Source organism: Thioalkalivibrio sp. K90mix, assembly GCF_000025545.1.
In the GTDB taxonomy this organism is placed as follows: domain Bacteria; phylum Pseudomonadota; class Gammaproteobacteria; order Ectothiorhodospirales; family Ectothiorhodospiraceae; genus Thioalkalivibrio.
On the sequence record NC_013889.1, the window covers coordinates 2542430 to 2566817 of the forward strand.

The window sequence follows — 24388 nt, forward strand, 5'->3', positions numbered from 1 at the left end:
GTTTTATTCGGCGTTGCGCAGCCGTACCTGGGTTCTCAGTTCGCCCTCGAACAGGGTGTCGAGGATGATGCCATGGTCGGACTCGACGACGTCGAAGCCTTCCTGTGCCTCGGGGTGGGTCTCCTCCAGACGCAGGTCCAGATCCCCCCAGTTTACGGCCATGGTGACCCGCATGGGGAAGTAGCCATCCAGGAAACGCCGCACGAAGGGCCCGTTCTCCATCGTGTAGACGCCATCACCTTCGTGTTCGATCACACGCATGCGTGCGGTGACACAGACCTCGGAATCCTTGTGGACACCGCGCAGGTCGACCCGGTCGCCCCGTGCCTCGGCCAGGTCGATGTTGGTAGTGGATTCGACCTGAAGGTCCTCGATTCGCTCTTCGTTGTAGGCAATGACCATGCGCCGGATCGGCGCAATATCGCTGTGGCACTGGCGCAGATCCACCCAGCCGTCCTCCAGCGAAGACGAGCTCAGCGTGATCTGGTTCTGGTGGTGATGAGGGACCTGCTCCGGCTCCTCGGTCAGAAACTTGATCTCCGGGCTGGTGGTCTGGGTCTGGTCCGGCGATACAGTCTCGCCCCACAGGCTGTCGTCCTCGAACGGGTCGTAATCGGGGTCGCTCGGGTCCATCGCCTGCGCGGAAAATGGCAGCAGCGCCAGGGAAACCAGCGCCAGAAAGAGCGGGCCAGGGGCCAGACGGGATTCAGGTACCATGGGAGCCATCGCAATCACCCTCTTTGAGGTTCCGTTCGCTGTGGACCCCAAAAACCCCGAAAAAAATCCGAATCCGCAGGAATCATCGGTGCATGTCGACTGGTCGAGCATCGACACCGTGCTGTTCGACATGGACGGTACACTGCTGGATCTGCACTTTGACAACCGCTTCTGGCGCGAGCTGATCCCCGCCGAGTACATCCGCTGCCAGCCGGACGACCCGGAATGCGCCCGCCGGCGCCTGGAAGACGAGATGCAACGCGTGCGCGGCAAGCTCGAATGGTACTGCGTGGATCACTGGACCCGGTTCACCGGTCTCGACGTGCTCGGGCTGAAGCGCGAACTGGCCCACCACGTCGCAATCAAGCCGCACGCCGAGGCCCTGCTGGGCGCCCTGCATCGCTCCGGCCGCCGACGCGTGCTGGTAACCAACGCCCATCCGAAGGTCTACAACTTCAAGCACCAGATCACGCGGATCGGGGATCACCTGGACACGATCGTCTCCGCCCACGACCTGGAGTGCGCCAAGGAAGACACCGACTTCTGGGAACGGCTGCAACGCATCACCCCCTACGATCCGGCACGTACGCTGCTGGTCGACGACAACCTGCTGGCCCTGGCCAGCGCAGCCCGGCAGGGCCTGACCGAGCTGCGCGGCATGCGCTACCCGGACGAGCGCGGGGAGCCGATGGACTCGCGGGAGTTTCTGCTGCTGGAATCGCTGGCCGACCTGCTGCCCGGACTTCCGGGCCGGGAACGGCCCGTTACTTGACCGGAGTCGGCAGGTTGCGGATCAGGTCCAGCCGGATCTGAACGTCACGCCCCTCGCACTCGCCGTCCAGCCAGTGATATCCGTCCGCCTCGCGGACCTCGCGCGGGGTCACCTTGCCCCACCAGGCCTGGCTGGAGTCGGGCTCGGCCCAGTTCAGCTGCAGGGTCTCACCTGTGAGAATGGCGATCTCCAGGCGTTCGATCACATGTTTGGGAAGGACGGATTCGGTCATCGGGGTGGTTCGCGGTAGTCGGTGGGATCCGGCACGCCCGCCGAGGCGAAAGCCGCGCGGCGCGCCTGGCACTGCGGGCAGCGCCCGCAGTGGAGCGATTGTGCCAGAAGGCAGCTCCAGGTGCGGGACCAGTCGATCCCCAGCGGATCGGTGGTGTAGATGATATCGGCCTTGGACTGCGCGATCAGCGGGGCCTCGATCGCCAGCCCCGGTACCAGCTCGTCCGCCAGCGCCGCGAGGCGCCCGATAAAGGACGGGCGCGAACCCGGGCCATGCCCTTGGTCCTCGCGATTGAGCGCCAGCAGGATACGCCCCGCCCCCTGGTGCTCGGCGAGATTGATCGCCAGCGCCAGCACCAGCAAGTTGCGCTGTGGCAACGGCACATGCGCGACCCACTCCGAACGTTTGGCAAACGCCTGGCGCAGCGCGCGCAGGTCCATCTCGACGGGGTCGACCCCATAGTCGGCGCCCAGGGCACGGATCGCAGCCCGCTCACGCTCGGCATTGCGCTGGCCATAGTCCACCCACAGGGCGCGCAGCGGGCGGCCCTGCGCATGCCGCTGCGCCAGCAGGGCACTGCTCTCGATACCCCCGGACAGCAGGAGCAGATCGGGGGGCGATTCACCCGTGTACTTGTCCGTGGCGTGCATTCGGGCACCATACGCAAAGCACACGCCCGCAGAAAGGAACCCTGATGATCGACGAGCTGCGCCGCCACTGGCAGCGCCTGATGCGCACGGATCTGAGCGATACCGAATCCGGCGACGACGAACACCGACTGCAGCGTGCGGCCGCCGCGCTGATCATGGAGGTCTGCCGCGCCGATTTCGAACTGCACGAGGCCGAACTCGACTCCGTGCGCGCCAGCCTGATCGAGTTGTTCGAACTGGATGCGGACACCGCCGACGGCCTGCTCGAAATCGCCCGGGAAAAGAGCGACGAACTCGTATCCGTCCACCCGTTGGTGCGCGAGGTCAACGCGGCCTTCGATGCCGACCAGAAGGCCGACATCATGCGCGCACTGTGGCGCGCCGCCTGGGCCAACCAGAACCTGCACAAGCGCCAGGAAGCCGTGATCCGGCACCTGGCCGATCTGTTGTATGTCCCGCACTCGACATTCATCCGCACCAAGCACGAGGTCCTGGGCGATGCCGCCGATCCGAACTGACAGGGAGTGGCGCTGATGGGCGACCCGGGCACGCTGCTTGCCGCCCTTGCAGTGGGCATCCTCGGGGGCGTTCACTGCCTCGGGATGTGCGGCGGCATCGTGGGCGCGATCTCGCTCGGACATGGCCGCCGGGGCCCGGGGTTCGACCTGCTCCTGGCCTACAACCTCGGACGCATGGGCAGCTATGTGATCGCCGGGGCCCTTGCGGGCTGGCTGGGCGCCACCCTGCTGGGCGGGCTGCCGGCCGGGCAGGTGATCCTGCAGGGGATTGCCGCGGTATTCCTGGTCCTGCTGGGGCTGTACATCGGCGGCTGGTGGCCGGTACTCGCGCGTCTGGAGCAGGCCGGTGGCGTGGTGTGGCGTCGTATCGAGCCTCTGGGTCGGCGGTTTCTGCCAGTGCGCAATGCCGGCCAGGCCCTGCTGGTGGGCGGGCTTTGGGGCTGGCTGCCCTGCGGGCTGGTCTACAGCGTGCTGGCCTGGTCGCTCAGCGCCGGCGGGGCCACCGAGGGCGCGCTGCTGATGGCGGCCTTTGCCCTGGGCACGCTGCCGAATCTGCTACTGATGGGGGTCTTCGCGGCGCGTATGGCTGCGTTTGTGCAACAACGCTGGGTTCGCGCCCTGGCGGGAGCCGCGATCCTGCTCTACGGCGGCTGGATGCTACTGCGGCTGACAATGTAACCCCCGCCTCCCGGCGGGGGTACCAATGGTTCAGTCAGCGAAAAACTCGCGGCTGAAGCTGATGGGCAGGGCCCGCTCGCTGCCTTCCGGCGTTACCTCGAGTGCGAACTCGAGGGTCTCGCCGCGGCGAACAGTCACCTCGGAAAGCTGATAGATGGCGTCGCCATCCTGGATCTCCCGAAAGCGCAGGTTGCGCATCTGGTCGTTCATATTGGTCGCGGTACCGCTGAGATTCGCGGAGACGGCCTTGAGCCCGTCGTCGGTGCGTTCCATCACGGTGACGTTGAGCATTGCGCGGTTGGAACTGCGGCGCACGTCGTAGGCCTGGGCGACCTCGGGGGAGAGGAAGGTGGTGTTGATGACGTTGTAGTACACCACGTAGTTATCGAATTCCGCCTCGTTGGCGGACGCGATCGAGCTGCCGAGGACAACCGCCGCCAGGGCGACGATGAAGCCGGTGATGACCCGATGCACTCTTACCATGGCTGACTCCTCTGCCGTTGCGGGAATGCAGAGGCGGCGCCGCCGGCATGGCTGACACCATCCCCTGTCTTCGAGTCTAGCGCCTTTTCGTCTGGATGAAACCGCCAAAAAAGGAGGGTTTCAGGGTCCGGATGATCTCGATCAAAAAGAGCGCACCAGAATCAGCAAGATGTACAAGCCGACCAGTGCAACCATCGGGGAAAAATCTATCGCGCCGGCCTGCGGCAGGGTCCGGCGAAGGGGACCGAGGATCGGTCGGTTGACGTCACCGACCAGTCGCAGGATGGGGTTGTGGCCCCCACCGCCGCCGCCAGCCTGTATCCAGCTCATCACGACCTCGACGATCAGGGCGATGATGAAGACCCAGATCACGGTGGTCAGGACCTCTCGGATGGCGACGTAGAAGATCACACCAAGACCCACATCCGCCCCGAGGATCGCCGCACGCAACCACAATTCGACGCACTTGAGCGCAACAATCAGCACGATCGCAGCCAGATCGACCCGGCCAACCGAGGGGATCACCCGCCGCAGGATGCGCAACGGCGGGTCGGTCAGCATCACGATCGTCTGCGAGATCGGGTTGTGGTAGTCCGCCCGCACCAGCCCGAAGATCGTGCGCAGGATCAACAGGATGATGTAGATCCCGAAGACGACACTGATCAGGAAGATGGCGATCTCTTGTCCGGGTCCGGCGGCGCTCATGCGGGCTCCTTGCTGCAGTTCGGCGGAAAGTCCGCGACATTCTCCGGCATGCCCGGCGGGATGCCAAGGGAGACGCTGGCTGAATCCAGCGTTCTTCCGGGGATTCGCTCAGTTACCCTGAATCCGGTCCAGGGTATCGCGCACCTGGGTCGCGATCTCCTCGATGGACAGCTCGGTGACATCCAGGTGGGGGATGTTCCAGGTCTCGAGAAACTCCTGGATCGCGGCGCATTCCGCCCGACACTGGTTAAGGCTGGCGTACTGACTCCCTGGCCGGCGGCCCTCGCGGATCTGGGACAGGCGTTGAGGGGTAATGGTCAGCCCGACCATGCGCTGGCCAAGGCCGCGCAGGCTACGCGGCATGTGCGGCGTGTCGTCCTGACCCAGATCTTCGGGCACCAGCGGATAGTTCGCCGCGAACAGACCGTAGTTCATCGCAAGATAAAGACTGGTGGGCGTCTTGCCCGAACGCGAAGCACCCAGCAGCACCACATCGGCCACGGACAAATCCTGAGTAGACAGGCCATCGTCGTGCGACAATGTGTAGTTCAGGGCCTCGATCCGTCGATCATAGCGCGTCACATCCCCCATGCCGTGCGCGCGCCCGGACACCGACTGGGCCGAAACACCGAGCACCTCCTCCAGCCGCCCAACCTGCTCCCCGAACACATCGATGACCGGGACGGGGCTGTGGCGCAGCTCCTGGCGCAGGTCCACATTGGCCAGGGTGGCCACGGCCACCGCGGGCTGCGGCCCGGCCTCGATCCGCGCGAACACGCTGGACAGCCGGCCCGGGGTCTGCACGAAAGGCAGCCGGTGCCAGGCCGGGTCCAGATCCGGGAACTGGGTGAACAGCGAACGCGCCAGCGTCTCCGCGGTGATCCCGGTCCCGTCGGAGATCAGATATACCTGCGGGCACCGCGGATCCGCCATGAATTACCCCTTCACCTTTGCCAGCTGTTCCCAAGTGGAGAGTAGTGCATCCGGGTTCAACGACAAGGAATCGATGCCCTCGTCCATCAGCCAGGCGGCCATCTCGGGGTAGTCGGAGGGCGCCTGACCGCAGATGCCCACATACTTGCCGGCCTCCTTCGAGGCGCGGATCGCCATGGTCAGCAACGCCTTGACCGCGTCGTCCCGCTCGTCGAAGGAATCCGCCACCAGACCGGAATCGCGGTCCACCCCGAGCGTGAGCTGGGTCAGGTCGTTGGAGCCGATGGAAAAGCCGTCGAAGTGCTCCAGAAAACGTGCGGCCAGCAGGGCGTTCGACGGGATCTCGCACATCATCACGACCTTCAGGCCGTTCTCGCCCCGGCGCAGGCCCTCCTCGCCGAGCACGCGGATCACGTCCTCGGCCTCGGTCAGCGTGCGCACGAACGGGACCATGATCTGCACGTTGTCCAGCCCCATCTCCTCGCGTACGCGGCGAAGGGCCTCGCACTCCATCGCAAAGGCGGGACGGAAGGTATCGGAGCGATAGCGCGAGGCGCCGCGGAACCCGAGCATCGGATTCTCCTCCTCCGGCTCGTAACCCTTACCCCCGATGAGATGGGCGTATTCGTTGGACTTGAAGTCCGACAGGCGCACGATCACCGGCTCCGGGGCGAAGGCTGCCGCCAGTGTGGCAATGCCCTCGGACAGCTTGCGCACGAAGAACTCGCGCGGGCCGTCGTCAAACCCGCGCAGGCGCTCGGCGATGCGTTCCTGCACATCGGCATCCAGCCGCCCCGGGTCCTCGGCATAGTCCAGCAACGCCAGGGGGTGCACGCCGATGGTGCCGTTGATGATGAACTCCAGCCGTGCGAGCCCGATCCCGGCATGCGGCAGCTGCGCGAAGGCATAGGCGCGCCCCGGATTGGCCACGTTCAGCATCAGCTTGACGGGCAGCTCCGGCAGCTCGCCGACATCGGCCTTCTTAACCGAATAGTCGAGCCGCCCGGCGTAGACATGACCATCGTCACCCTCGGCACAGGAGACGGTGGCCTCCATGCCATCGGACAGGGCCTCGGTCGCATCGGCGCAGCCGACCACCGCCGGGATGCCCATCTCGCGGGCAATGATCGCCGCGTGGCAGGTGCGCCCGCCGCGATTGGTCACGATCGCGGCGGCGCGCTTCATCACCGGTTCCCAGTCCGGGTCGGTCATGTCCGCCACCAGGATGTCGCCCTCCTCCATGGTGTGCATGGAATCCGGGGAGTCCAGCACACGGACGACCCCGGCACCGACCTTCGAGCCGATCGCCCTGCCGGTGACCAGCGGCGTCTCGCTGTGCGGGGCCAGCTCGTAGCGCTCGCCCGCACCGAGCTCGACGCGGCTCTCCACCGTCTCCGGGCGCGCCTGCACGATAAACAGCTCGCCAGTCTCGCCGTCCTGGGCCCATTCGATATCCATGGGCCGGCCATAGTGCTGCTCGATCGCGACCGCAAAGCGACCCAGCTGCTCGGCATCGGCGTCGCTGAGGCAGAAGCGCTCGCGCAGGTCCCGCGGCGTGTCTTCGGTGCGCGTGCCACCCTCGTCCAGGACCATGCGGACAGCCTTGGTGCCTAGGGTGCGACCGATGATCGCGCGCTTGCCCGCCGCCAGTGCCGGCTTGTAGACCTGATACTCGTCCGGGTTCACCGCGCCCTGCACGACGGTCTCGCCAAGACCCCAGGCGCCGGTGATGAACACCGCGTCGCGAAACCCGCTCTCGGTGTCGAGGGTAAAGATCACCCCGCTCGCCCCGACATCGGAACGCACCATGCGCTGCACGCCGGCGCTGAGGGCCACCTCGTCGTGGGCAAAGTTGTTGTGCACCCGGTAGGCAATCGCGCGGTCGTTGTAGAGGCTGGCGAAGCACTCGCGCAAGCGCGCGAGCAGCGCATCGATACCGCGCACATTCAGAAACGTCTCCTGCTGTCCGGCAAACGAGGCCTCGGGGAGATCCTCGGCGGTGGCCGATGAGCGCACGGCGACGGGCACGTCATCGCCCAGCTTGGCGTAGTGCTCGCGCACCGCCTGTTCCAGTTCGTCCGGCAGTGGCGCCGCCTCGATCCAGCCGCGCACCTCGCGCCCCGCCTCGCGCAGGGCCTCGATGTCGTTGATGTCGAGATCGGCCAGGCGCGCCTTGATCCGGGCAGCGAGGTTCTCGTGCTCCAGATGCGCGCGGAAGGCGTCGGCCGTGGTCGCGAACCCGCCGGGCACGCGCACACCCGCCCGCCCCAGCTCGCGCAGAAGCTCGCCCAGGGAGGCGTTCTTGCCGCCCACCCTGGCCACATCGTCCATATTCAGATCGTCGAGATCGACTACCCAGCGCATCGCGCCTCCCAAGAAGGTTTGTGAACTGTCTAACATGGGCCGTGACGCCTCTGGGATACACTAGGATCCATTTTGTCCCCCATACCCGAGGAGGCCCCGTGTCCATACGCCCAACCCTTCCGTCCAGCTTAACGAAAACCGCTTTCGGGGGAATGCTGCTGGGCCTGGCCCTTGCCCTGGCCCCAGTACACGCGAAGGAAGATCCGTCATCCCTGGCCATTCTGGGCACCGTCGAAGATGTCGAGATCGTGGGCGAGGGGATTGTGCTGGAGGCGCGCCTGGACACGGGGGCGACATCATCGTCCCTGAACGCACTCAACAAGGAAAAGTTCGAGCGCGACGGCGAGGACTGGATCCGCTTCGATGTCATCGACCCCGATGACGACGACGCCTATATCACCCTGGAACGCCCGGTCGAGCGCATCGTCCGTATCCGCCGTCACAGCGGCGAGAGCCAGGAGCGCCCGGTAATCGCGATGGAGTTCTGCATCGGCGACCAGCGCATCAAGGGCGACACGACCCTCATCGACCGCACTAACCTCACCTATCAGGCCCTCATTGGTCGCACGCACCTGGCCGGGCATATTCTGGTCGACTCCGGGGCCGAACATACCTACGCGCCCGACTGCGGAGACGACGATTCGTGAGACGTTTTCATCTCCCGATCCTGATCGTGCTGTTGAGCACGATCGGGCTCGGGATCTTTGCGTACAAGGTCATCGCCCTGGACATGCCCGTCATGCCCGGGGCATCGGCCGAGACCTGGCAGGTTGAAGCACGCGTTCGCTATCAGCCCACCGGCGGTGCGGCCAACGTGCAGCTGCGCATCCCGGATCGCCTGCCCAATTTCGCCATCCTGGATGAAGGCTTCGTCTCGCGCGGCTATGGCCTGAATACGCTGCGCGGCCAGGACGACCGCATTGCCCAATGGACCACACGGCAGCCGCGCGGAGAACAGGTGCTGTACTACCGGGCGACCCTCTACCGCGACAGCGATGACCGCTCGGACGCTGACTACCCAGGCCCCGTCGGGGCCCCTGAATGGACCGAGCCCTACCGCTCCGCAGCGGATGCGCTGATCGAGGACGTCCGCAGCCGATCTTCGGATATTCAGACCTTCGCCTCGGTGCTGGTCAATGACCTTGCCCACGCCGCGCCCGCATCGAATGCCGCGGTATTCGCCGATGACGGCAGCGACCGCGTGCAACGCAGCCAGACCCTGATCGAACTCCTGGCCACGGCCCGGATTCCCGCGCGCATGGTCACCACGTTGCACCTGCGCGACGGGCGCCGCGACATACGCCCGGAAACCTGGATCGAGGTCCACAACACGCGGCGCTGGGTGCCCATTCACCCGCTGTCGGGCGAGATCGAATACCCGGACGATGTGGTCGTCTGGGCCCATGGGTCCGCGCCCCTGCTGGAGGTCTCCAACGGACGCGACGCCGAGGTCCGCTTTGCCGTCTCGCGGGGCGTACAGGACGCCCTGACCACTGCCCAGCGATTCGGCGAGACCGTCAACGCCCAGTTGATGGAGTTCTCCACCCTGAATCTCCCGCTGGGGACCCAGAACACCTACCGCGTGCTGCTCATGGTCCCCCTGGGGGCCATGATCATCGTGTTCCTGCGCAACGTGATCGGCGTCCAGACATTCGGCACGTTCATGCCGGTGCTGATCGCGCTGTCCTTTCGCGAGACGCAGCTGCTGGCCGGGATCATCCTGTTCACCCTGATCGTGTCGCTCGGCCTGGCCGTGCGCTTCTATCTCGAACACCTGCGATTACTGCTCGTGCCACGACTGGCGGCAGTGGTCAGCGTGGTCATCATGCTGATGCTCGGGATCAGCATCCTTTCGCACCAGTTGGGGTTCGAGCGGGCGCTCGCGCTGTCGCTGTTCCCGATGGTCATCCTGGCCATGACGATCGAGCGCATGTCCGTGGTCTGGGAAGAACACGGTCCATCGGACGCGATCACCCAGGGCATCGGCAGCCTGGCCGTGGCCGCCGCCGCCTATGGGCTGATGGCCAATCGCCACCTGGAACACCTGTTGTTCGTATTCCCCGAACTGCTGCTGGTACTGCTGGCGATGACCCTGCTGCTCGGGCGCTACACGGGCTATCGCCTGAGCGAGCTGTTCCGTTTCGGCCGCATGCAGGAGGCCATGCAGCCCTCCAGACGCTCGGAGGATCGCTAGCATGGGCTGGCTGCCACGCTTCGTGCTCCCACGGACCCTGCGCGAGCAGGGCATTGTGGGGATGAACGCGCGCAACGCCCGCTTCATCGCCCAGTACAACCACCGACGGTTCTACCCGCGGGTGGACGACAAGCTGGAGACCAAGCGCCTCGCCCTGGATGCCGGCCTTTCGGTGCCCGAACTCTACGGGGTCGTCCGTTCGCATCACGAGATTCGCAAACTCGAGCGGCTGCTGCGCGCCTATCCCGACGGCTTCGTGATCAAGCCGGCGCACGGGGCCGCCGGCGACGGCATCCTGGTCATTACCGGCTGGCGCGGGGATCGGCTGCGGCGCGCCAGCGGTCGCACGATGGAGATGAACGAGCTGCACGACCACTGTTCCAACATCCTCTCCGGGATGTACAGCCTGGGCGGACGTCCCGACGTCGCGATGGTCGAGCAGCGGGTCCGGTTCTCCTCGGCCTTCGACCAGATCACCTATCGTGGCGTGCCCGACATCCGGACCGTTGTCTACCGGGGGTACCCGGTCATGGCCATGATGCGCCTGCCCACCCAGGACTCCGACGGCAAGGCCAACCTGCACCAGGGTGCGGTCGGCACCGGGATCGACCTGGCTTCCGGCAGGACCATCGGCGGCGTGCAGCACAACCGGCCCATCTGGGAACACCCCGACACCGAACACTCGATTGTCGGGCTGGAAATCCCCGGCTGGAATGAACTGATGCAGCTGGCGTCAGGCTGTTACGAACTGAGCAAACTGGGCTATCTGGGCGTGGACGTCGTGATCGATCAGGACCGCGGCCCCCTGATTCTCGAACTCAATGCCCGCCCCGGGCTTGCGATCCAGATCGCCAATGGCGAGGGACTGGAGAGCCGGCTGCTCGCGGTGGACGCGCACCTGGTCGGGCGCGACGGCACCGAACCGCCCGAGCAGCGCGCGCGCTGGGCAGCCGGGGTCTTTGCGCGTCACGAAGCGACGCAAGCGGCGCCTGCGGATGCCGCCTCGGCCACCCCCGCGGCGCAAGACGCAGATTCAACAGAGATCGAGCGGCGCTAGCGAGGCAGGGGCCCTCGACCAACGCCGAGAGGCCCGAGCCACTTTCCGCTATCCTAGGCCCCATGACCTCGACAGCGCATTCCCACAGTCCGGCAGATATCGACCAGGCACTGGCGGACGCCGAGCGTGTCTGCACCCGACGCGGTGCGCGGCTGACCGAGCAGCGCCGCCGCATCCTCGAACAGATCCTGCGCACCGACGGCGTGATCAAGGCCTACGACCTGATCCATGCGCTGTCCTCGGATGACCACAGCATCAAGCCACCAACGGTCTACCGGACCCTGGCCTTCCTGCTGGAGCAGGGCCTGATCCACCGCATCGAGAGCCTGAACGGCTTCGTCGCCTGTTCCCACCCGGGTGAGCGCCATGAATCCGCGCTGATGATCTGTGACGGCTGCGGCCAGATCACCGAGTTCCATACCCCGGAGCCAGCCACCCAGGCACTCGAAGCCCAGGCCACCGCCCAGGGCTTTGCGATCGACTCGCGCATGGTCGAGCTGCACGGGCACTGCGCGGACTGCCGTAACGCCTGACTGCCGTGCCCGCCACCCTCCAGGCATTTCCCCCGGTCCTGGACACCCGCACCCGCGCCGTCGTGCTGGGCAGCTTCCCCGGCGTAGCTTCCCTCCAGGCACAGGCGTACTACGCGAATCCGCGCAACCAGTTCTGGCCGATCATGGCCGCCATCCTCGGCGAGCCCTTCCCCGATCTTGAATACCCCGAACGCATCCAGCGCCTGCTCACGCACCGCATCGGCCTCTGGGATGTCTACGGCACCTGTCGGCGCGAGGGCAGCCTGGACAGCGCCATCCGTGCCGCCGTACCCAACGACCTCACGCGGCTGACACGGGAAGCGCCGGAACTGCGCCTCGCCCTGCACAACGGCGCGGAAAGCGCACGCCGTCTGCACGAAACCCGGGCACTCGGCGTCGAGGCCCTGCGCCTGCCATCGACCAGTCCGGCCAACGCCCGCTGGAGCTTCGAGGCCAAGCTCGAGGTCTGGGCCAAAGCCCTGACAAGCGTCGGGATTCCCAGGCACCTGTAGTCCCTCCGGCCGCCGTCGGGGTTGCGCCCCAGAACGTTATCTTATAACGTGACATCGTCGTGTAACGATATAACAATTTATTCACGCCGAGGCCTTCGGCGTGTCTATACATGTTTGGGAGTCCGTCATGCCGCACAACACACACCTGCTCCGTCCCGCCCTGGGCGGACTGACCGCCCTGGCACTCGCCGTGCCGACCGCCGCCACCGCCCAGCAGTGGGAGACGCGCGCGGGAGACCGCAACTGGGGGCTGGATATCTCATTGATCCTGGAAGGGGTCTACTACAACGAGATGTCCCGCGGGATCAGCGACCCAGCCGGCTTCGATGACGGCCATGACCATGGGCACGACCACGGAAACGGGCATGACCACGGGTTCGACGACGGCTTCAACCTCGGGCACAGCGAGCTGGTGTTCGAGGCCAACCTCGGCGATCTGTTCGATGGCGTGCTGATGATCGGTTTCGACGAGGACCATGTTGAAGTCGAAGAGGCCTACCTGACCACCCGAGCCCTGCCCGGCGGCTTCCAGGTCAAGGCAGGTAAATTCCTGTCGGACATCGGCTACATCAACAGCCGCCACGTCCATGACTGGGACTTCGTCGACCGCCCGCTGGTCAACGAATATCTGTTCGGCGACCACGGACTGCAGGAAACTGGCGTTCAGGCCACCTGGCTCGCTCCGACCGAGACCTACATCCAGCTCGGGGTGGAACTGCTTCAGGGCGACAACAGCTTTATCCCCTATCAGGGCGGCGGCGGCACGCATACCACCAACGCCGGGGACGACATTCGATCCTCGTTCTCGGATGTCTCGGGACCCCGGCTCGTTACCGCATTCGCCAAGTTCGGCCCGGATCTGGGACCGGATCACGCCATGCAGTTTGGCGTCTCCGGCGGCTACGCAAACACCTGGCAGGAAGAGACCGAGCATGGCTCCGGCCTGGAGGAATGGGATGGCGATGCCTGGTTCGCCGGGCTGGACGCCGTCTACAAGTACAGCTCGGGCCGCGCCTACGGGCACGGCGACTGGCGGCTGCAGGGCGAGTACTTCTATCGCGAGATCGACGTCGACTACCAGCGTCGCGAAGACCAGACCACCATCGCCGGCAACGCCCAGGGTAGCGGCAAGGCGCGCCAGGATGGTCTCTATATCCAGGGGGTGTACGGCTTCGCCCCACGCTGGGAGGCCGGCCTGCGTTCCGAGGCCCTGGGCCTGACCAATCGCGGGCTGCCCACCAACGAAGGCAGCGAGCGCAACTTTGCGGAGCCCTCTTTTGGCACGAGCTACCGCCACTCCGCCCAGGTCACCTTCCGCCCCGTGGAGCCGGTATTCCTGCGCGCGCAGCTGTCGCAGAACGACTTCGTCGACGAGGACGGTGATCGCGACCGCGGGCTGGAATTCATGCTGCAGCTGAACGTGGCCCTCGGCGCGCACGGCGCCCACCGCTTCTGATCAGTATCGCGTCGTTCAGGGTCGGCAGGACCGTTGATGCCCTGTCGGCCCCATCCGTATCCCGAAATGACCAGGAGTCCCGCATGTCCTTTAGCAAGACTCGCACCCGTATCACCCGGACCCTCGCCGCCGTGGCCTCGGTGGCGGCACTCACCTTCATCCTGCTACCCGCGCAGGCAGCCGCCGGACTGAACATCGTGGCCACTACATCCAGCCTCGGTGCCCTGGCCCGCGAGATCGGAGGCGACGAGGCCGAGGTCCGCGTGCTCGCGCCGCCGGACCGCGACGCACATTACCTGGATGCCCGCCCCAGCTTCATGGCCGCCCTGCGCCGGGCCGACATGCTGCTGGAATTGGGCGCCGGTCTGGAAGAAGGCTGGCTGCCCGCCGCCCAGCGCGGCGCCAATAACCGTGCAATCAACTCGGGGCAGCCGGGCCACTTCCGCGCGGCCGACAAGGTCGAACTGCGCCGTTCCATCACCATGGACGGGCCGAACATGGGCCACGTGCACGAGGAGGGCAATCCGCATTTCAATGCCGACCCGTTGCGTATGGCCGAACTCGCCCTGGCACTGGGACAGCGCATGGGAGAACTGCGGCCGGATCACGCCGAGGCCTTCGTGCAGCGTGCAGAGGCAGCCGCCGAAAGCCTGCGCGAACACGCCGAGAAGCTGGCCGAGCGCGTGGAGCCTGACCAGCGCATCGTGGTCTACCACGAGGACCTCGACTATCTGGAAGAGTGGCTGCCAGTCGAGATCGTCGGCTATCTGGAAGCGGCGCCGGGGATCCCGCCCACCGCGCGCCATCTGCGCAGCCTCGTGGACGATCTCGAAGGCACCGAGGGCACTGTCCTGTACGCCGAGTTCCAGCCGCCTCGCGGCGCGGAATTCCTGGAACGGAACCTGGGCTGGCCGACGCACGCCGTACCGCTGGATCCGCCGGCGGACTCCGGCCTCGATGGCTACCTCGAACTGATGAGCACCTGGGCGCAGGCCCTGCCCCAGCGCTGAAGAAAGCAGAAGCCGCTGTCACGACGGACCCGGAAAGCCACTTTCCGGGTCCGTTATCATTGGCCACCGCCCCATTCTTTCGAACCTGCATGCCACCCGAGCCTGTCCCGCCCATCCTGCACTCCCAGTCGGCCCTCCTCGGGTTCGACCGTCCGGTGATCGGGCCTTTGTCCCTGGAGATCCCGGCAGGTGCCCGCTGGGCCCTGACCGGACCCAATGGGGTGGGCAAATCGCTACTGCTGAAAGCCATCACCGGACAGGCCCGCGTTCACGGCGGGCGTTTTGAACTCGCCCCCCGTACGCGACCCAGCCTGCTGGCTCAGGACCACGCCCGCCCGCAGCCCTGGCCCCTGTCTGGAGACGACTGGCTGCGCGCGATGGGGGCCAGCGTGCCCGAACATGAAGGAGTTCGGGCCCTGCTGAATCGGCGGCTGGACTGCTTGAGCGGCGGTCAGTGGCAACTTCTGCGTCTGGCCGCCGTGCTGACCAGCCGAGGTGAAGACTCGTCGGCGCAGCGGTTGATCCTGCTGGATGAACCCGCCAACCATCTGGATGCCGAGGTCCGTGCCGACGCGGTGGAACTGATCAGGGCGGTCCCGGCCGAGACGAGCATGCTGATCACCAGCCACGACGATGAATTCCTGCAGGCGCTCGGCCTGGAGAACCATCCACTTGCGGAGTACCTGGATGCCGGGTGACCTGCTGCTGACACCCTTCATTGCCGGCGTGCTCGTCACCATGGTGCTGGCGCTCGCCGGGGCCGGTCTGTTCCTGCGCGGATCGGTCTGGCAGGCGCTGGCCCTGGGGCAATGGGCAGCCGTGGGCGGGGTTCTCGCCTCGGTCCTGCACTGGCCGGTGCTGCCCGTGGCGCTGCTGCTGGGTGGCGGGATCATGGTGCTGCTGCAGCGCAGCCGGGATCGGGAACGCCTGCCCCTGGCCGTTTTCCTCGCCGGCCTGGCGGCGGTCACGCTACTGGCCGCCAACTTTGCTCAGGCCAGCCTGGCGGCCGCTGCCTGGGCCGAAGGCCAGCTCTACTTTGCCGGCCCCAATGAGCTCTGGGCGGCGACCGGTCTGAGCCTGCTGACCCTCCTGATGGTCCCGGTGCTCCTCCGCGTATGGCTGCATGCGCAGATCGCACCGGATGTGTCGGCGGCAAGCAGGCCGGCTGTCTGGCAGCATCTCGGCGAAATCGTCTGGCTGGTCGCCGCTATCGTTCTGGGGAGCATGGTCCTGGGACTTCCGGCTGCACTGGCCACCCTGCTACTGCCGGCCTGGGGTGCAGCCTGGCTCGCACGCAACCTCACCGGGCTGGTGCTCTGGACGCAGGGCATCGCCCTGTTCGGGTTCCTTGTCGCCTGGACCATCAGCCTGCCGCTGGATCAGCCCTTCGCACCGGTGCTGGTCCTGGTCAACGTCATGCTCGCGCTCGGCGCCCGCCTCGCCGCCATGCTGCGCTGACCCGACGCGTTCCACCCCACCGCAAGCAACGACTGACGCCATGACATCCAACACCGCCCACTCGTCATCCACCAGTGCGAATGGCACTTCGCCGATTTTCCAGGCCATCGAGAAGGCGCAGGGCGACCAGCCCTGGGGCAGCTTTCTTGATGCCGGGACGGGTCGCAAGTCCATCGAGTGGATTAGCCGCCTGGATACCGAGCGCTGGACGGCGGTGACGGCCTCCCAGGAGATGGCGCGCACGACCCGCAAGGCGGCGGGCACGGCGCGGCGCCGGCAAGACCGCATCCTGGTCGGCAACTGGATGTCGGATCAGCTTCTGTTCGGTGAACGCTTTGACACGGTGCTGCTGGACTACTTTATCGGGGCCATCGAAGGTTTCGCGCCCTACTGGCAGGACCGCGCCCTGCACCGATTGCGGCCGCACGTGGGCGACCGGCTGTATCTGGTGGGCGTCGAACCCTACGTGCTGGTGGAACCGAAAGATGAAGCCGGCGCGCTCGTGAGGGAGATCGGACGCCTGCGTGACGCCTGCCTGCTGATTGCCGGCAATCGGCCCTATCGCGAATATCCATCATCCTGGGTCATGCGCCAGCTTGGAATCGCGGGATTCCGGGTTCTGGATGTCCGCTATTTTCCCATCCACTATCGCGAACGGTTCGTCAACGGCCAGCTCGACCTGTGCCTGCGGCAGCTGCCGCATTTCAGCGACGAGGGTCTGGCCAAGGCCATGCACCACCAGATCGAGGTCCTGCGTGAACGCGCCCTGCCTTTGGCCCGCAGCCAGGAGGGGCTGAAACACGGCGCAGACTACCTGATCGTGGCCGAACCGATGGCCGACCGGCATCGCGGCCTGCACGACCCGCTGCAGCCTCATCAGACCCTCCCGAACCCGGAGTAGCCTCAAGCCGATACCGGCTCACCAAACGGCACACAGCATTACTGACCGAGCATGTTGACACCAATACACAGTTGCGTATGATTCTCATTTAGATGCGCAGCCCGGACAGCTGTGTGTCGCCAGGACGAAAGGCGGCTTTCTGCCTTTGGTCTCTCCAACCTCCGTAAGCGTTGCCGCCGGATATGCAATCCGGCGGCTTTTTTATGCATCGTCGTCACCGCCAGGCATGCCGGTCCGCAACGGGCCGACGGCTTCAGCGACGGTCGGTCACCCTTCGTTCAACACGGGCGACCGCGTCATGCGCATGCAGACTCTCGCGATGGCGAACGTGGATGCGATAGCCGCGGGCGGAGTACTCCGGGCGCAGGGTGCTGTCCAGGCGCCGTACGGCGTCTTCGCAGAACATCAGGTTACGGCCGTTGGCGAGCGCGAAGGCCTTCTCGTCGACACGCTTCACCGCCGTTTGCAGGGCTGTGCCCAGCGTCTGTTCCACACCATCGATCAGATCGGGCAGGGGCAGCGTCGATATCAGCGGATCCAGACCGACCGTAACGGTTGCCTCGCTGCGCTGGCTATGGGGCGTCGCGACAATCCCCTCGGCCCGGCCCAGCCATTCGCGCACGGTTGCCGCATCCACGGCCGAGCGTGTGAAGTCGCGGTCGAACTGCTCCTGGATCGCCTGCCGCGCCAGGGCGGCGGAGCAGGGACAGGTGGAGGAATAGCCCACCTGAACCTCCAGTTCCAGGGACACAGCCCCGGACTCGCTGCGTGCAGCGATCCGGAACGGGTAGCGCTTCCAGCCCGCGGCCGCACTGACCAGGGCCGGCCGTTCCAGCGGCAGCTCCCCGGCAAGACGGACCTCCGCCACGCTGGACAGGCCACCGTGCGAAGCCAGAAACGCCTCGAGCACGTTACACAGCCGCGCAACGTCCAGCTCGCGGGACTCCAGCTGCCGCAGGGCCCTGTAGAGCCGTGACATATGGATACCGCGCGCGCCCGCGTCATCGAGGCTCACCCCCGCGCTGGCCCGGGCGACCACTGGCTGGCCGGTCAGATACAGCGGAAGGGTGATGTCTTCCATACCCACCCAGTCGAGTGCGGAGGCGTGCGTAGCAGCCGACGCGGCAATATCCGGTAGCGGATCGGTCGCGGAGGTTTCCGTATCCGGTGAGACCGGAGACACACAGGTAGAGGACATAAGACACCTTGTTGCAGGCGGGTCGACCCCATCACAGGACGGTGGCCGATCCGTGTTGTCGGGGCTCAATCGAAACGTTATGGTATAACATCCTTAGCGCAACCGACGGAACCCCATGACCCGCGACGAACTGCTGGCCATGCCTGCCGAGGCCTACATGAGCGAGGCCCAACTCGCGTACTTCCGCGAGCGCCTGCTCGAAATGCGCGACGAGATCCTGGCCGACATCGAGGGTGCCCGAGATGGGCTGCTCGACAACGAGCGCACCCCGGACGAACTGGACCGCGCGGCAATGGAGGAGCCCCGGCTCCTCTCCATGCGTGTACAGGAACGCGAGGGACGCCTGCTGCGAAAGATCGACCAGGCCCTGGATCGTATTCAGACCGGCGAATACGGCTACTGCGAAGTGAGCGGTGAACCCATCGGCCTGCCACGCCTGCTGGCGCGTCCCACGGCGACCCTCTGCATCGAAGTCAAGGAACGCCAGGAAAAGACCGAGCACGTAATCGTTCGCTGAGGCCGCATCCCCATTCGACTCGGGCGCGCTCCAGCGGCCCGAGCATTTCCCCTGGAGGTAGCAATGAAACGTCTTCCCGTCACCGTCCTCTCCGGCTTTCTCGGCGCCGGCAAGACCACGCTGCTCAACAACATCCTGCACAACCAGTCGGGGCTGCGCGTCGCGGTCATCGTCAACGACATGAGCGAGGTCAACATCGACAGCGCCCTGGTGCGCGGCGGCCAGGATGCCGTCACCCGTACCGATGCCCGCATGGTCGAGATGACCAACGGCTGCATCTGCTGCACGCTGCGGGACGACCTGCTGGTGGAGGTGCGCCGCCTCGCCGAATCCGGGCAATACGACTACCTGGTCATCGAATCCACCGGCATTTCCGAGCCCATGCCCGTGGCCGCCACCTTCGCCTTCCGCGACGAGAACGGTCAGTCCCTGGATGATGTCGCCCGCCTCGACACCATGGTGACCGTCGTCGACGCCGGCGCTCTGCTGAAGGACTATGCCTCCACCGATTATCTAGGGGATCGGGGTGAATCACTGGGCGAGGAGGACGAGCGCACCGTCGTCGACCTTCTGGTGGATCAAATGGAGTTTGCAGATGTCATCATCATCAACAAGGTGGACCGCGCGACGCCCGATGAACTCGCGACCGTTCGCGGCGTGGTCCGCGGCCTGAACCGCGAAGCGCATGTGATCGAGGCCACCCATGGCAACGTTCCCCTCGAACTGCTTCTGGGCACCGGCCGCTTCGACTTCGACCGCGCATCGCAGGCCGCTGGCTGGGCGCAGGAGATGATGGGCGGACACACGCCGGAAACCGAGGAATACGGGATCTCGAGCATCGTGTATCGGGTGAATCGCCCGTTCCACCCGGCCCGCTTCTTTGACCTGCTGCACCAGGAGTGGCCCGGCGTGATCCGCAGCAAGGGCTGGTTCTGGCTGGCCTCGCGCCCGGACTGGGCCGGCACACTGTCGCAGGCCGGCGGCGCGTTGACGCATCACGCCGCCGGCTTCTGGTGGGCCGCCGTACCGCCGGAGAAACGTCCCACTAACGAGGACTGGTGGGACACGGCCATAGCGCCAGTATGGGACGAACGTTTCGGCGATCGCCGCCAGGAGATCGTACTGATCGGTATAAAAATGGACGCAGACGCCATGCGCCAGCGTCTCGATGCCTGCCTGCTCACCGACGACGAAATGGCGGCGGGCCCGCAGCAATGGCAGCACTTCGAGGACCCGTTTCCGGTCTGGCGCCTTTCGGACGAGCCCGAGGGATCGCCGGAAGAATCCCGGACCCGAGAGGTTTCATCCGCATGAGTCCGAAAAACCAATCCGCACATCGCCCCGGGCCCTCCAGTCGTCATCGCTTCGTCGACCAGTCCAGGGAGCTCCTGGGCATCCACCGTGAAGAGGTCAATGCACTGATCTGGAGACGACCACTGGACCTGGCCCTGTCGACTCAGTCGGAAGCCCTGGCCAGTACCGAGCCGGGTATGCTGCTGGATATCCGCTGCCGTCCCGACCAGGTACGGCTCCGGCTCCTGGAAGCCACCGGACAGCCCCCGTTCCAGGTCCATCTGCTGGGCCGGGACATTGAGCATCTCGCCCGCGCATTCGCCATCGTTGCGAGCGCGGTCAGCATCAGCATTCAGCTTGAAGTCCTCGATCATCAGCCCTGCCGCCTGTTCCATGTGGACAACAATGTCCTTCGCATGTTATGCACCTATTTCGGGCCCGGGACCGAGTACGCGGACGAGCGACATCTGAACCGCGAACGACTGCAACAGAACGACAACGAGGGCGTGCTAGGCGGGCGCCCCCCGTTAATCACCGAAGCCGGACAGGCCATCCTGATGAAGGGCAAACGCTACGCGTCGGAAAATGGGCGCGGCGCGGTGCATCGATCGCCACCCGTTCCCGCGGGCCAGCGCCGCCTCGCGCTCCGTCTGGACTATCCATAGCGTTTGTCTCCGGTATCGCGCGGGACCTGCCCCACTGAAAGCTGCAAGCAGCAACCTCCCGGGCGCGAGGGGCCGGAGTCGCCGCTCTCCCCCATGGCAGCCCCAGAGGCGGACCTGTGTTGTTCACAAAAAGCCGGAAAGCCACTTGACCCGTGCGTCGTCTTTCGTCAACCTTCAATTGCGAACGCTTCTCATTTCCTTTAGGAGGTCTCGAATGTTCACCCTGGATGCCTGGCTGGAACGCACCCACCCTTCGCTGCGGATCGTCGACAGCGCCTCACGCCGCGTCATCGCCCAGTGGCAGGGAGACGATCTGCACCACCTGTTCGAATCCGGCACGATCGCGCCGGACGAATGCTGCGGACCACGCTCCCGGAAATCCGAACATGAAACGATTCGCGAGCTCATACTGGAAGCATGTCTGGAAGGGCTTACCGTGTGCCGGCGCAATCGGCCGCGCGTCTCACAGTGCGCAGCTTCGGCGCCGTCTCAGTGCCCGCTCGAACAGCTCGCGACCAGTGAAGCACCACACCAACCCGACGGCCGGTCCCGAAACCTCCAGCTCATTGGCTCGACCCGAAGCGTTCCGGTCCGCCACAAGGCCCATGATATTGCGCAACGACCATCGTTGCGCTTAGCGTTCCGAAAATGCCCTTCCCCCTACTGACCCGGTGAACCGCGCCGAACGCATCTTTCATCTGCACCGCCTGCTGCAGGCGCGGCGCCCGCCGTCGCTGGCGGACCTGATGGAACGGCTCGAGGTCTCGCGCGCAACCATCAAGCGCGACATCGAGTACATGCGCGATTTCATGCAGGCGCCGATCGAATACGACCCGCAGGCCAACGGCTACCGCTATGCCCATGACGCCCCGGCCTTCGAACTGCCCGGGCTGTGGTTCAACGAGTCTGAATTGCTGGCACTGCTGACCATGGAGCAGCTGCTGGAAGATGTGCAGCCGGGTTTGCTGGCACCCACGCTGGGCCCGCTGAAGGAACGCATCCGCGAGCTCCTCGCCAGTGGGGGGCACCAGCCGGACGCCGTGCGCCGTCGCATCCGCATCCAGCCGCTGGCGCAGCGGGGCGGGCGCAGCGAGGGTTTTCAGGCCGTGGCCGCCGCGACCCTGGACGAACAGCCGATCGCGATCGAGTACCACGGCCGCGCCCGCGACACAGCGACCCAGCGCGTGGTACATCCACAGCGCCTGCTCTATTACCGCGACAACTGGTATCTGATCGCCTGGTGCGAGCAGGCGCAGGATCTGCGCACCTTTGCCCTGGAACGCATCCGTTCGACAACCCCGACCGAGGGCCCCTACCGCGATATCGACGAGCCCACGCTGGAGGCCCACACCGGATCGGCCTTCGGCATCTTCACCGGCCCGGCGCAGGAATGGGCCGAGCTGCGCTTCACCCCGGAGCACGCCCGCTGGGTGGCCGACGAGACCTGGCACCCGGACCAGATCGGCGAATACGAGGGCAAGGCCTACCGCCTGCGTATCCCCTACGCAGACCCCACCGAGCTGATCCAGGAAATCCTGCGCCACGGACCCGGCGTCGAGGTGCTTGCGCCCGATAGCCTGCGTACGCGTGTCGCCAAAGCCCTCAGGGAAGCGGCCCGCCAGTACCCGTAACGCTCTGCGTTTGGCGATCCGCGAGCCCGACGCGTTCCCTCGGGATCACAAAATCCGCATACACCGCTGATCCACACAGGCGTTCTGTGAACTTTGATCGAGACGGCAACGTCTCGCGCCTCCTAGCATTCGCCATGTACGTGGACAGCGTCTAAAAACGACCAAGGGATTCAGGAGTGTGGCGCGCATATCATTCATGGAAAAGGCGTTATGGCCGCTACCGGCTTTACCGGGTGCACCGCAGGGAGGCGACGAAGCTGCTGCGGCCAATCGAGCGACAAAAGGGGCGCCTGCCCCGCTCCATCCGCCGCCAGACGCGAGAATACGCAACCGAAGTGCTCGGCTGGAACGGCTATGCCGACTGGCTTCAGGTGTACGCGGCCGTGGCCGGAGAATTTCGCGAGGGCTGGATTCCCGGCAACTACTACAGTCAGGTGGTATTGCCGACCATCAACCGCAAGGCGGGCCAGATCTCCAGCATCCGCTCGCTCTCGCGGCATCTCTTTCGCAGCCCGCACTTTCCCGATCGCGCCCACGTGATGAACGGTCGGCTGATGTCTCCGTCTTTTCGCCCGATCCCGGACGACGCCTGGGAGCACACGCTGTTCCGCCATTCCAGTCGTGTCGTGTTCAAACCGGACGGCGGCCGCGAGAGCAGCGGGGTGATGTTGCTGGACGCCCGGACACTGGACCGGGAACGCCTGCGCAAGCTACCCGACGGCACCCTGCAGGAATTCGTGGTCCAGCATGAACTGTTCGACCGCATTGCCCCCGGGTTTGTAACCACGCTGCGCATCACCACCGTCCTGCATTCCGATGGCCGGGCGCGCGCCCGTGCCGCATTCCTGCGCACGGGTATCGACCCCAACCAGCACGCTCCGCAGGCGGCCGATTTCTGTATTCCGCTGAATCGTGCCACGGGGGAACTGGAAGAACTGTACATCCCCGTCTCGGTCGAGAGCGGACGCCTGGGCGCCTTCGGCTATCTCCCTGACTGGACCGAGACAGAACGTCACCCCGTATCCGACATCATGTTCGCGGGTCTCGAGACCCCCGCCTTCCGTGAGGCCGTCTCGGTCGTGGAGAAACTCCACAACCGGATCCCCCATGTCGGCTGCATCGGCTGGGATGTCGCCATCAGCCGTCAGGGCGAGGTTCGCCTGCTCGAGTGGAATGCACGATTGCCGGCCATCACCTTCGCCGAAGCCGCCATGGGTCCCTGTTTCACCGGCCTCGGCTGGGAACACCTCTGGCGCCCGCCGGAACAACGCCCCGTCCCCGCAACTCCTCCCCTGCAAGACCCTCCCGGCAACAAGGTCAAGGCCCCCATGACTGCCAAGGCCCGGCCCAAACCCGCCTGAGCGAAAACGCCCTCAGGTCCGGTGGCTCATCCTGTGAGCCACCCCCGGTGCTACAACGGACCCCAGACCCAGACAAGAACGGAGTCCGAGATGCCCAACAAGACCCAGCAGGCCCGCCCGATCCCCGCCCTGCGCGGCTACTACGCCAAGCGCGGGCGCTACAGCGCGACCGCGACCACCGAAGAACTGCTGCAGACGATCCCCCTGGCCGGCTTCCGCCACCACGACGCCCCGAAGCTGTGGAACGCCCTGAAGCGCGGCCAAGCCCTGACCCTGCGCCGGGAACGGCTGAACCCGCATGACGCCAAGGCCGTCGCCATCGACTGGGTCGACCACCACCTCGGCTACCTGCCGCGCGACCGCAACGGCCTGGCCGCCGAACTGCTGGACCGCGACGAGCCCCTGGTCGCCCGCATCCTCGAAAAACGCGATCACGCCGACCGCCACAAGCAGCTGGAACTGGGTCTGTATCGGATGCGCCGCGCCTGCGGCGTGTGACACCCACAAGCAATGAGGACCCTTCAGACCCATACAACAGGACAATACCTTT

28 protein-coding genes are annotated in these 24388 nt (G+C 65.7%); 20 read left to right on the top strand and 8 right to left on the bottom strand.

The annotated features are described in order from the left end of the window. Positions 1-3 precede the first annotated feature (3 nt). Positions 4-717, bottom strand: coding sequence for a hypothetical protein (locus TK90_RS12145; protein ID WP_020146138.1), 714 nt, complete (start codon positions 715-717; stop codon positions 4-6). Here TK90_RS12145 and TK90_RS12150 point away from each other — a divergent pair. After that, positions 716-1489, top strand: coding sequence for an HAD family hydrolase (locus tag TK90_RS12150; RefSeq protein WP_018139434.1), 774 nt, complete (start codon positions 716-718; stop codon positions 1487-1489). The genes TK90_RS12145 and TK90_RS12150 overlap by 2 nt on opposite strands. On the opposite strand, the gene TK90_RS12155 is transcribed toward TK90_RS12150, so the two are convergent. Both TK90_RS12155 and TK90_RS12160 read right to left on the bottom strand, forming a co-directional pair. Further along, positions 1482-1721, bottom strand: coding sequence for a hypothetical protein (locus TK90_RS12155; RefSeq protein WP_012983783.1), 240 nt, complete (start codon positions 1719-1721; stop codon positions 1482-1484). The two genes, TK90_RS12150 and TK90_RS12155, sit on opposite strands and share 8 nt — an antisense overlap. After that, a complete protein-coding gene (locus TK90_RS12160) occupies positions 1718-2371 on the bottom strand; it encodes a 7-cyano-7-deazaguanine synthase (RefSeq protein WP_012983784.1) in 654 nt (217 codons plus the stop codon). Before TK90_RS12160 ends, TK90_RS12155 begins: the two co-directional genes overlap by 4 nt. 44 nt (positions 2372-2415) lie before the next feature. Here TK90_RS12160 and TK90_RS12165 point away from each other — a divergent pair, with 44 nt between their 5' ends. Continuing rightward, complete coding sequence (locus TK90_RS12165; RefSeq protein WP_012983785.1) at positions 2416-2889, top strand: TerB family tellurite resistance protein; 474 nt, start codon at positions 2416-2418, stop codon at positions 2887-2889. A 15-nt stretch (positions 2890-2904) separates the two neighbouring features. Continuing rightward, complete coding sequence (locus tag TK90_RS12170; RefSeq protein ID WP_012983786.1) at positions 2905-3567, top strand: sulfite exporter TauE/SafE family protein; 663 nt, start codon at positions 2905-2907, stop codon at positions 3565-3567. A 30-nt stretch (positions 3568-3597) separates the two neighbouring features. Here TK90_RS12170 and TK90_RS12175 read toward each other — a convergent pair whose 3' ends face one another. The 4 genes from TK90_RS12175 to ppsA form a co-directional block, all read right to left on the bottom strand. Continuing rightward, entirely contained in the window at positions 3598-4050 is a 453-nt protein-coding gene (locus TK90_RS12175) for a DUF4426 domain-containing protein (protein WP_012983787.1), read from the bottom strand. Between the two features lie 141 nt (positions 4051-4191). Beyond that, the gene (locus TK90_RS12180; RefSeq protein WP_012983788.1) at positions 4192-4755 is read right to left on the bottom strand and encodes a YggT family protein; all 564 of its coding nucleotides are present in this window, start codon (positions 4753-4755) and stop codon (positions 4192-4194) included. A gap of 108 nt (positions 4756-4863) precedes the next feature. Beyond that, complete coding sequence (locus TK90_RS12185) at positions 4864-5688, bottom strand: pyruvate, water dikinase regulatory protein (protein ID WP_012983789.1); 825 nt, start codon at positions 5686-5688, stop codon at positions 4864-4866. Between the two features lie 3 nt (positions 5689-5691). Next, on the bottom strand, positions 5692-8052 hold the full coding sequence (gene ppsA, locus TK90_RS12190) for a phosphoenolpyruvate synthase (protein ID WP_012983790.1): 2361 nt from the start codon (positions 8050-8052) through the stop codon (positions 5692-5694). A 152-nt stretch (positions 8053-8204) separates the two neighbouring features. Here ppsA and TK90_RS12195 point away from each other — a divergent pair, with 152 nt between their 5' ends. The 10 genes from TK90_RS12195 (at position 8205) to TK90_RS12240 (ending at position 17173) form a co-directional block, all read left to right on the top strand. After that, a complete protein-coding gene (locus tag TK90_RS12195) occupies positions 8205-8699 on the top strand; it encodes an ATP-dependent zinc protease (RefSeq protein ID WP_018139442.1) in 495 nt (164 codons plus the stop codon). Beyond that, on the top strand, positions 8696-10246 hold the full coding sequence (locus TK90_RS12200; protein WP_012983792.1) for an inactive transglutaminase family protein: 1551 nt from the start codon (positions 8696-8698) through the stop codon (positions 10244-10246). The genes TK90_RS12195 and TK90_RS12200 overlap by 4 nt, the downstream gene beginning before the upstream one ends. 1 nt (position 10247) lies before the next feature. Then, positions 10248-11303 (top strand): alpha-L-glutamate ligase-like protein, encoded by a 1056-nt coding sequence (locus tag TK90_RS12205; protein ID WP_012983793.1) that lies wholly within the window; start codon positions 10248-10250, stop codon positions 11301-11303. A gap of 62 nt (positions 11304-11365) precedes the next feature. Next, the gene (locus TK90_RS12210; RefSeq protein WP_012983794.1) at positions 11366-11836 is read left to right on the top strand and encodes a transcriptional repressor; all 471 of its coding nucleotides are present in this window, start codon (positions 11366-11368) and stop codon (positions 11834-11836) included. Between the two features lie 5 nt (positions 11837-11841). Then, the gene (locus TK90_RS12215; protein ID WP_012983795.1) at positions 11842-12348 is read left to right on the top strand and encodes a DNA-deoxyinosine glycosylase; all 507 of its coding nucleotides are present in this window, start codon (positions 11842-11844) and stop codon (positions 12346-12348) included. Between the two features lie 127 nt (positions 12349-12475). Then, positions 12476-13804 (top strand): hypothetical protein, encoded by a 1329-nt coding sequence (locus TK90_RS12220; RefSeq protein ID WP_012983796.1) that lies wholly within the window; start codon positions 12476-12478, stop codon positions 13802-13804. 83 nt (positions 13805-13887) lie between these two features. Further along, entirely contained in the window at positions 13888-14814 is a 927-nt protein-coding gene (locus TK90_RS12225; protein WP_012983797.1) for a metal ABC transporter substrate-binding protein, read from the top strand. An 89-nt stretch (positions 14815-14903) separates the two neighbouring features. Further along, a complete protein-coding gene (locus TK90_RS12230) occupies positions 14904-15512 on the top strand; it encodes an ATP-binding cassette domain-containing protein (RefSeq protein ID WP_012983798.1) in 609 nt (202 codons plus the stop codon). Then, a complete protein-coding gene (locus tag TK90_RS12235) occupies positions 15502-16272 on the top strand; it encodes a metal ABC transporter permease (protein ID WP_012983799.1) in 771 nt (256 codons plus the stop codon). Before TK90_RS12230 ends, TK90_RS12235 begins: the two co-directional genes overlap by 11 nt. Before the next feature lie 40 nt (positions 16273-16312). Further along, entirely contained in the window at positions 16313-17173 is an 861-nt protein-coding gene (locus TK90_RS12240; RefSeq protein WP_012983800.1) for a class I SAM-dependent methyltransferase, read from the top strand. Positions 17174-17426: 253 nt separating this feature from the next. Here TK90_RS12240 and folE2 read toward each other — a convergent pair whose 3' ends face one another. Beyond that, on the bottom strand, positions 17427-18371 hold the full coding sequence (gene folE2 / locus TK90_RS12245) for a GTP cyclohydrolase FolE2 (protein ID WP_012983801.1): 945 nt from the start codon (positions 18369-18371) through the stop codon (positions 17427-17429). 115 nt (positions 18372-18486) lie between these two features. Here folE2 and dksA point away from each other — a divergent pair, with 115 nt between their 5' ends. The 7 genes from dksA to TK90_RS12275 all read left to right on the top strand — a co-directional run bounded on the left by dksA (position 18487) and on the right by TK90_RS12275 (position 24336). Continuing rightward, a complete protein-coding gene (gene dksA, locus TK90_RS12250; protein ID WP_012983802.1) occupies positions 18487-18888 on the top strand; it encodes an RNA polymerase-binding protein DksA in 402 nt (133 codons plus the stop codon). 63 nt (positions 18889-18951) lie between these two features. After that, the gene (gene zigA, locus TK90_RS12255; protein WP_012983803.1) at positions 18952-20202 is read left to right on the top strand and encodes a zinc metallochaperone GTPase ZigA; all 1251 of its coding nucleotides are present in this window, start codon (positions 18952-18954) and stop codon (positions 20200-20202) included. Next, a complete protein-coding gene (locus TK90_RS12260) occupies positions 20199-20846 on the top strand; it encodes a DUF1826 domain-containing protein (protein ID WP_012983804.1) in 648 nt (215 codons plus the stop codon). The genes zigA and TK90_RS12260 overlap by 4 nt, the downstream gene beginning before the upstream one ends. A 214-nt stretch (positions 20847-21060) precedes the next feature. Beyond that, on the top strand, positions 21061-21513 hold the full coding sequence (locus tag TK90_RS15275) for a hypothetical protein (RefSeq protein ID WP_012983805.1): 453 nt from the start codon (positions 21061-21063) through the stop codon (positions 21511-21513). A 4-nt stretch (positions 21514-21517) separates the two neighbouring features. Then, a complete protein-coding gene (locus TK90_RS12265) occupies positions 21518-22477 on the top strand; it encodes a YafY family protein (RefSeq protein WP_012983806.1) in 960 nt (319 codons plus the stop codon). 233 nt (positions 22478-22710) lie between these two features. After that, positions 22711-23838: a sugar-transfer associated ATP-grasp domain-containing protein gene (locus TK90_RS12270; RefSeq protein ID WP_049772247.1), complete on the top strand. Its 1128-nt coding sequence runs from the start codon at positions 22711-22713 to the stop codon at positions 23836-23838. Positions 23839-23928: 90 nt separating this feature from the next. Then, the gene (locus TK90_RS12275) at positions 23929-24336 is read left to right on the top strand and encodes an HIRAN domain-containing protein (RefSeq protein ID WP_012983808.1); all 408 of its coding nucleotides are present in this window, start codon (positions 23929-23931) and stop codon (positions 24334-24336) included. The last annotated feature ends 52 nt before the right edge of the window (positions 24337-24388 follow it).

Bases quoted from the DNA above. Each gene is read 5' to 3' on its own strand.
- TK90_RS12150 (WP_018139434.1), top strand. From the start codon at position 716: ATGGGAGCCATCGCAATCACCCTCTTTGAGGTTCCGTTCGCTGTGGAC.
- TK90_RS12145 (WP_020146138.1), bottom strand. From the start codon at position 717: ATGGTACCTGAATCCCGTCTGGCCCCTGGCCCGCTCTTTCTGGCGCTG.
- TK90_RS12155 (WP_012983783.1), bottom strand. From the start codon at position 1,721: ATGACCGAATCCGTCCTTCCCAAACATGTGATCGAACGCCTGGAGATC.
- TK90_RS12160 (WP_012983784.1), bottom strand. From the start codon at position 2,371: ATGCACGCCACGGACAAGTACACGGGTGAATCGCCCCCCGATCTGCTC.
- TK90_RS12165 (WP_012983785.1), top strand. From the start codon at position 2,416: ATGATCGACGAGCTGCGCCGCCACTGGCAGCGCCTGATGCGCACGGAT.
- TK90_RS12170 (WP_012983786.1), top strand. From the start codon at position 2,905: ATGGGCGACCCGGGCACGCTGCTTGCCGCCCTTGCAGTGGGCATCCTC.
- TK90_RS12175 (WP_012983787.1), bottom strand. From the start codon at position 4,050: ATGGTAAGAGTGCATCGGGTCATCACCGGCTTCATCGTCGCCCTGGCG.
- TK90_RS12180 (WP_012983788.1), bottom strand. From the start codon at position 4,755: ATGAGCGCCGCCGGACCCGGACAAGAGATCGCCATCTTCCTGATCAGT.
- TK90_RS12185 (WP_012983789.1), bottom strand. From the start codon at position 5,688: ATGGCGGATCCGCGGTGCCCGCAGGTATATCTGATCTCCGACGGGACC.
- ppsA (WP_012983790.1), bottom strand. From the start codon at position 8,052: ATGCGCTGGGTAGTCGATCTCGACGATCTGAATATGGACGATGTGGCC.
- TK90_RS12195 (WP_018139442.1), top strand. From the start codon at position 8,205: ATGCTGCTGGGCCTGGCCCTTGCCCTGGCCCCAGTACACGCGAAGGAA.
- TK90_RS12205 (WP_012983793.1), top strand. From the start codon at position 10,248: ATGGGCTGGCTGCCACGCTTCGTGCTCCCACGGACCCTGCGCGAGCAG.
- TK90_RS12210 (WP_012983794.1), top strand. From the start codon at position 11,366: ATGACCTCGACAGCGCATTCCCACAGTCCGGCAGATATCGACCAGGCA.
- TK90_RS12220 (WP_012983796.1), top strand. From the start codon at position 12,476: ATGCCGCACAACACACACCTGCTCCGTCCCGCCCTGGGCGGACTGACC.
- TK90_RS12225 (WP_012983797.1), top strand. From the start codon at position 13,888: ATGTCCTTTAGCAAGACTCGCACCCGTATCACCCGGACCCTCGCCGCC.
- TK90_RS12230 (WP_012983798.1), top strand. From the start codon at position 14,904: ATGCCACCCGAGCCTGTCCCGCCCATCCTGCACTCCCAGTCGGCCCTC.
- TK90_RS12235 (WP_012983799.1), top strand. From the start codon at position 15,502: ATGCCGGGTGACCTGCTGCTGACACCCTTCATTGCCGGCGTGCTCGTC.
- TK90_RS12240 (WP_012983800.1), top strand. From the start codon at position 16,313: ATGACATCCAACACCGCCCACTCGTCATCCACCAGTGCGAATGGCACT.
- folE2 (WP_012983801.1), bottom strand. From the start codon at position 18,371: ATGTCCTCTACCTGTGTGTCTCCGGTCTCACCGGATACGGAAACCTCC.
- dksA (WP_012983802.1), top strand. From the start codon at position 18,487: ATGACCCGCGACGAACTGCTGGCCATGCCTGCCGAGGCCTACATGAGC.
- zigA (WP_012983803.1), top strand. From the start codon at position 18,952: ATGAAACGTCTTCCCGTCACCGTCCTCTCCGGCTTTCTCGGCGCCGGC.
- TK90_RS12260 (WP_012983804.1), top strand. From the start codon at position 20,199: ATGAGTCCGAAAAACCAATCCGCACATCGCCCCGGGCCCTCCAGTCGT.
- TK90_RS15275 (WP_012983805.1), top strand. From the start codon at position 21,061: ATGTTCACCCTGGATGCCTGGCTGGAACGCACCCACCCTTCGCTGCGG.
- TK90_RS12275 (WP_012983808.1), top strand. From the start codon at position 23,929: ATGCCCAACAAGACCCAGCAGGCCCGCCCGATCCCCGCCCTGCGCGGC.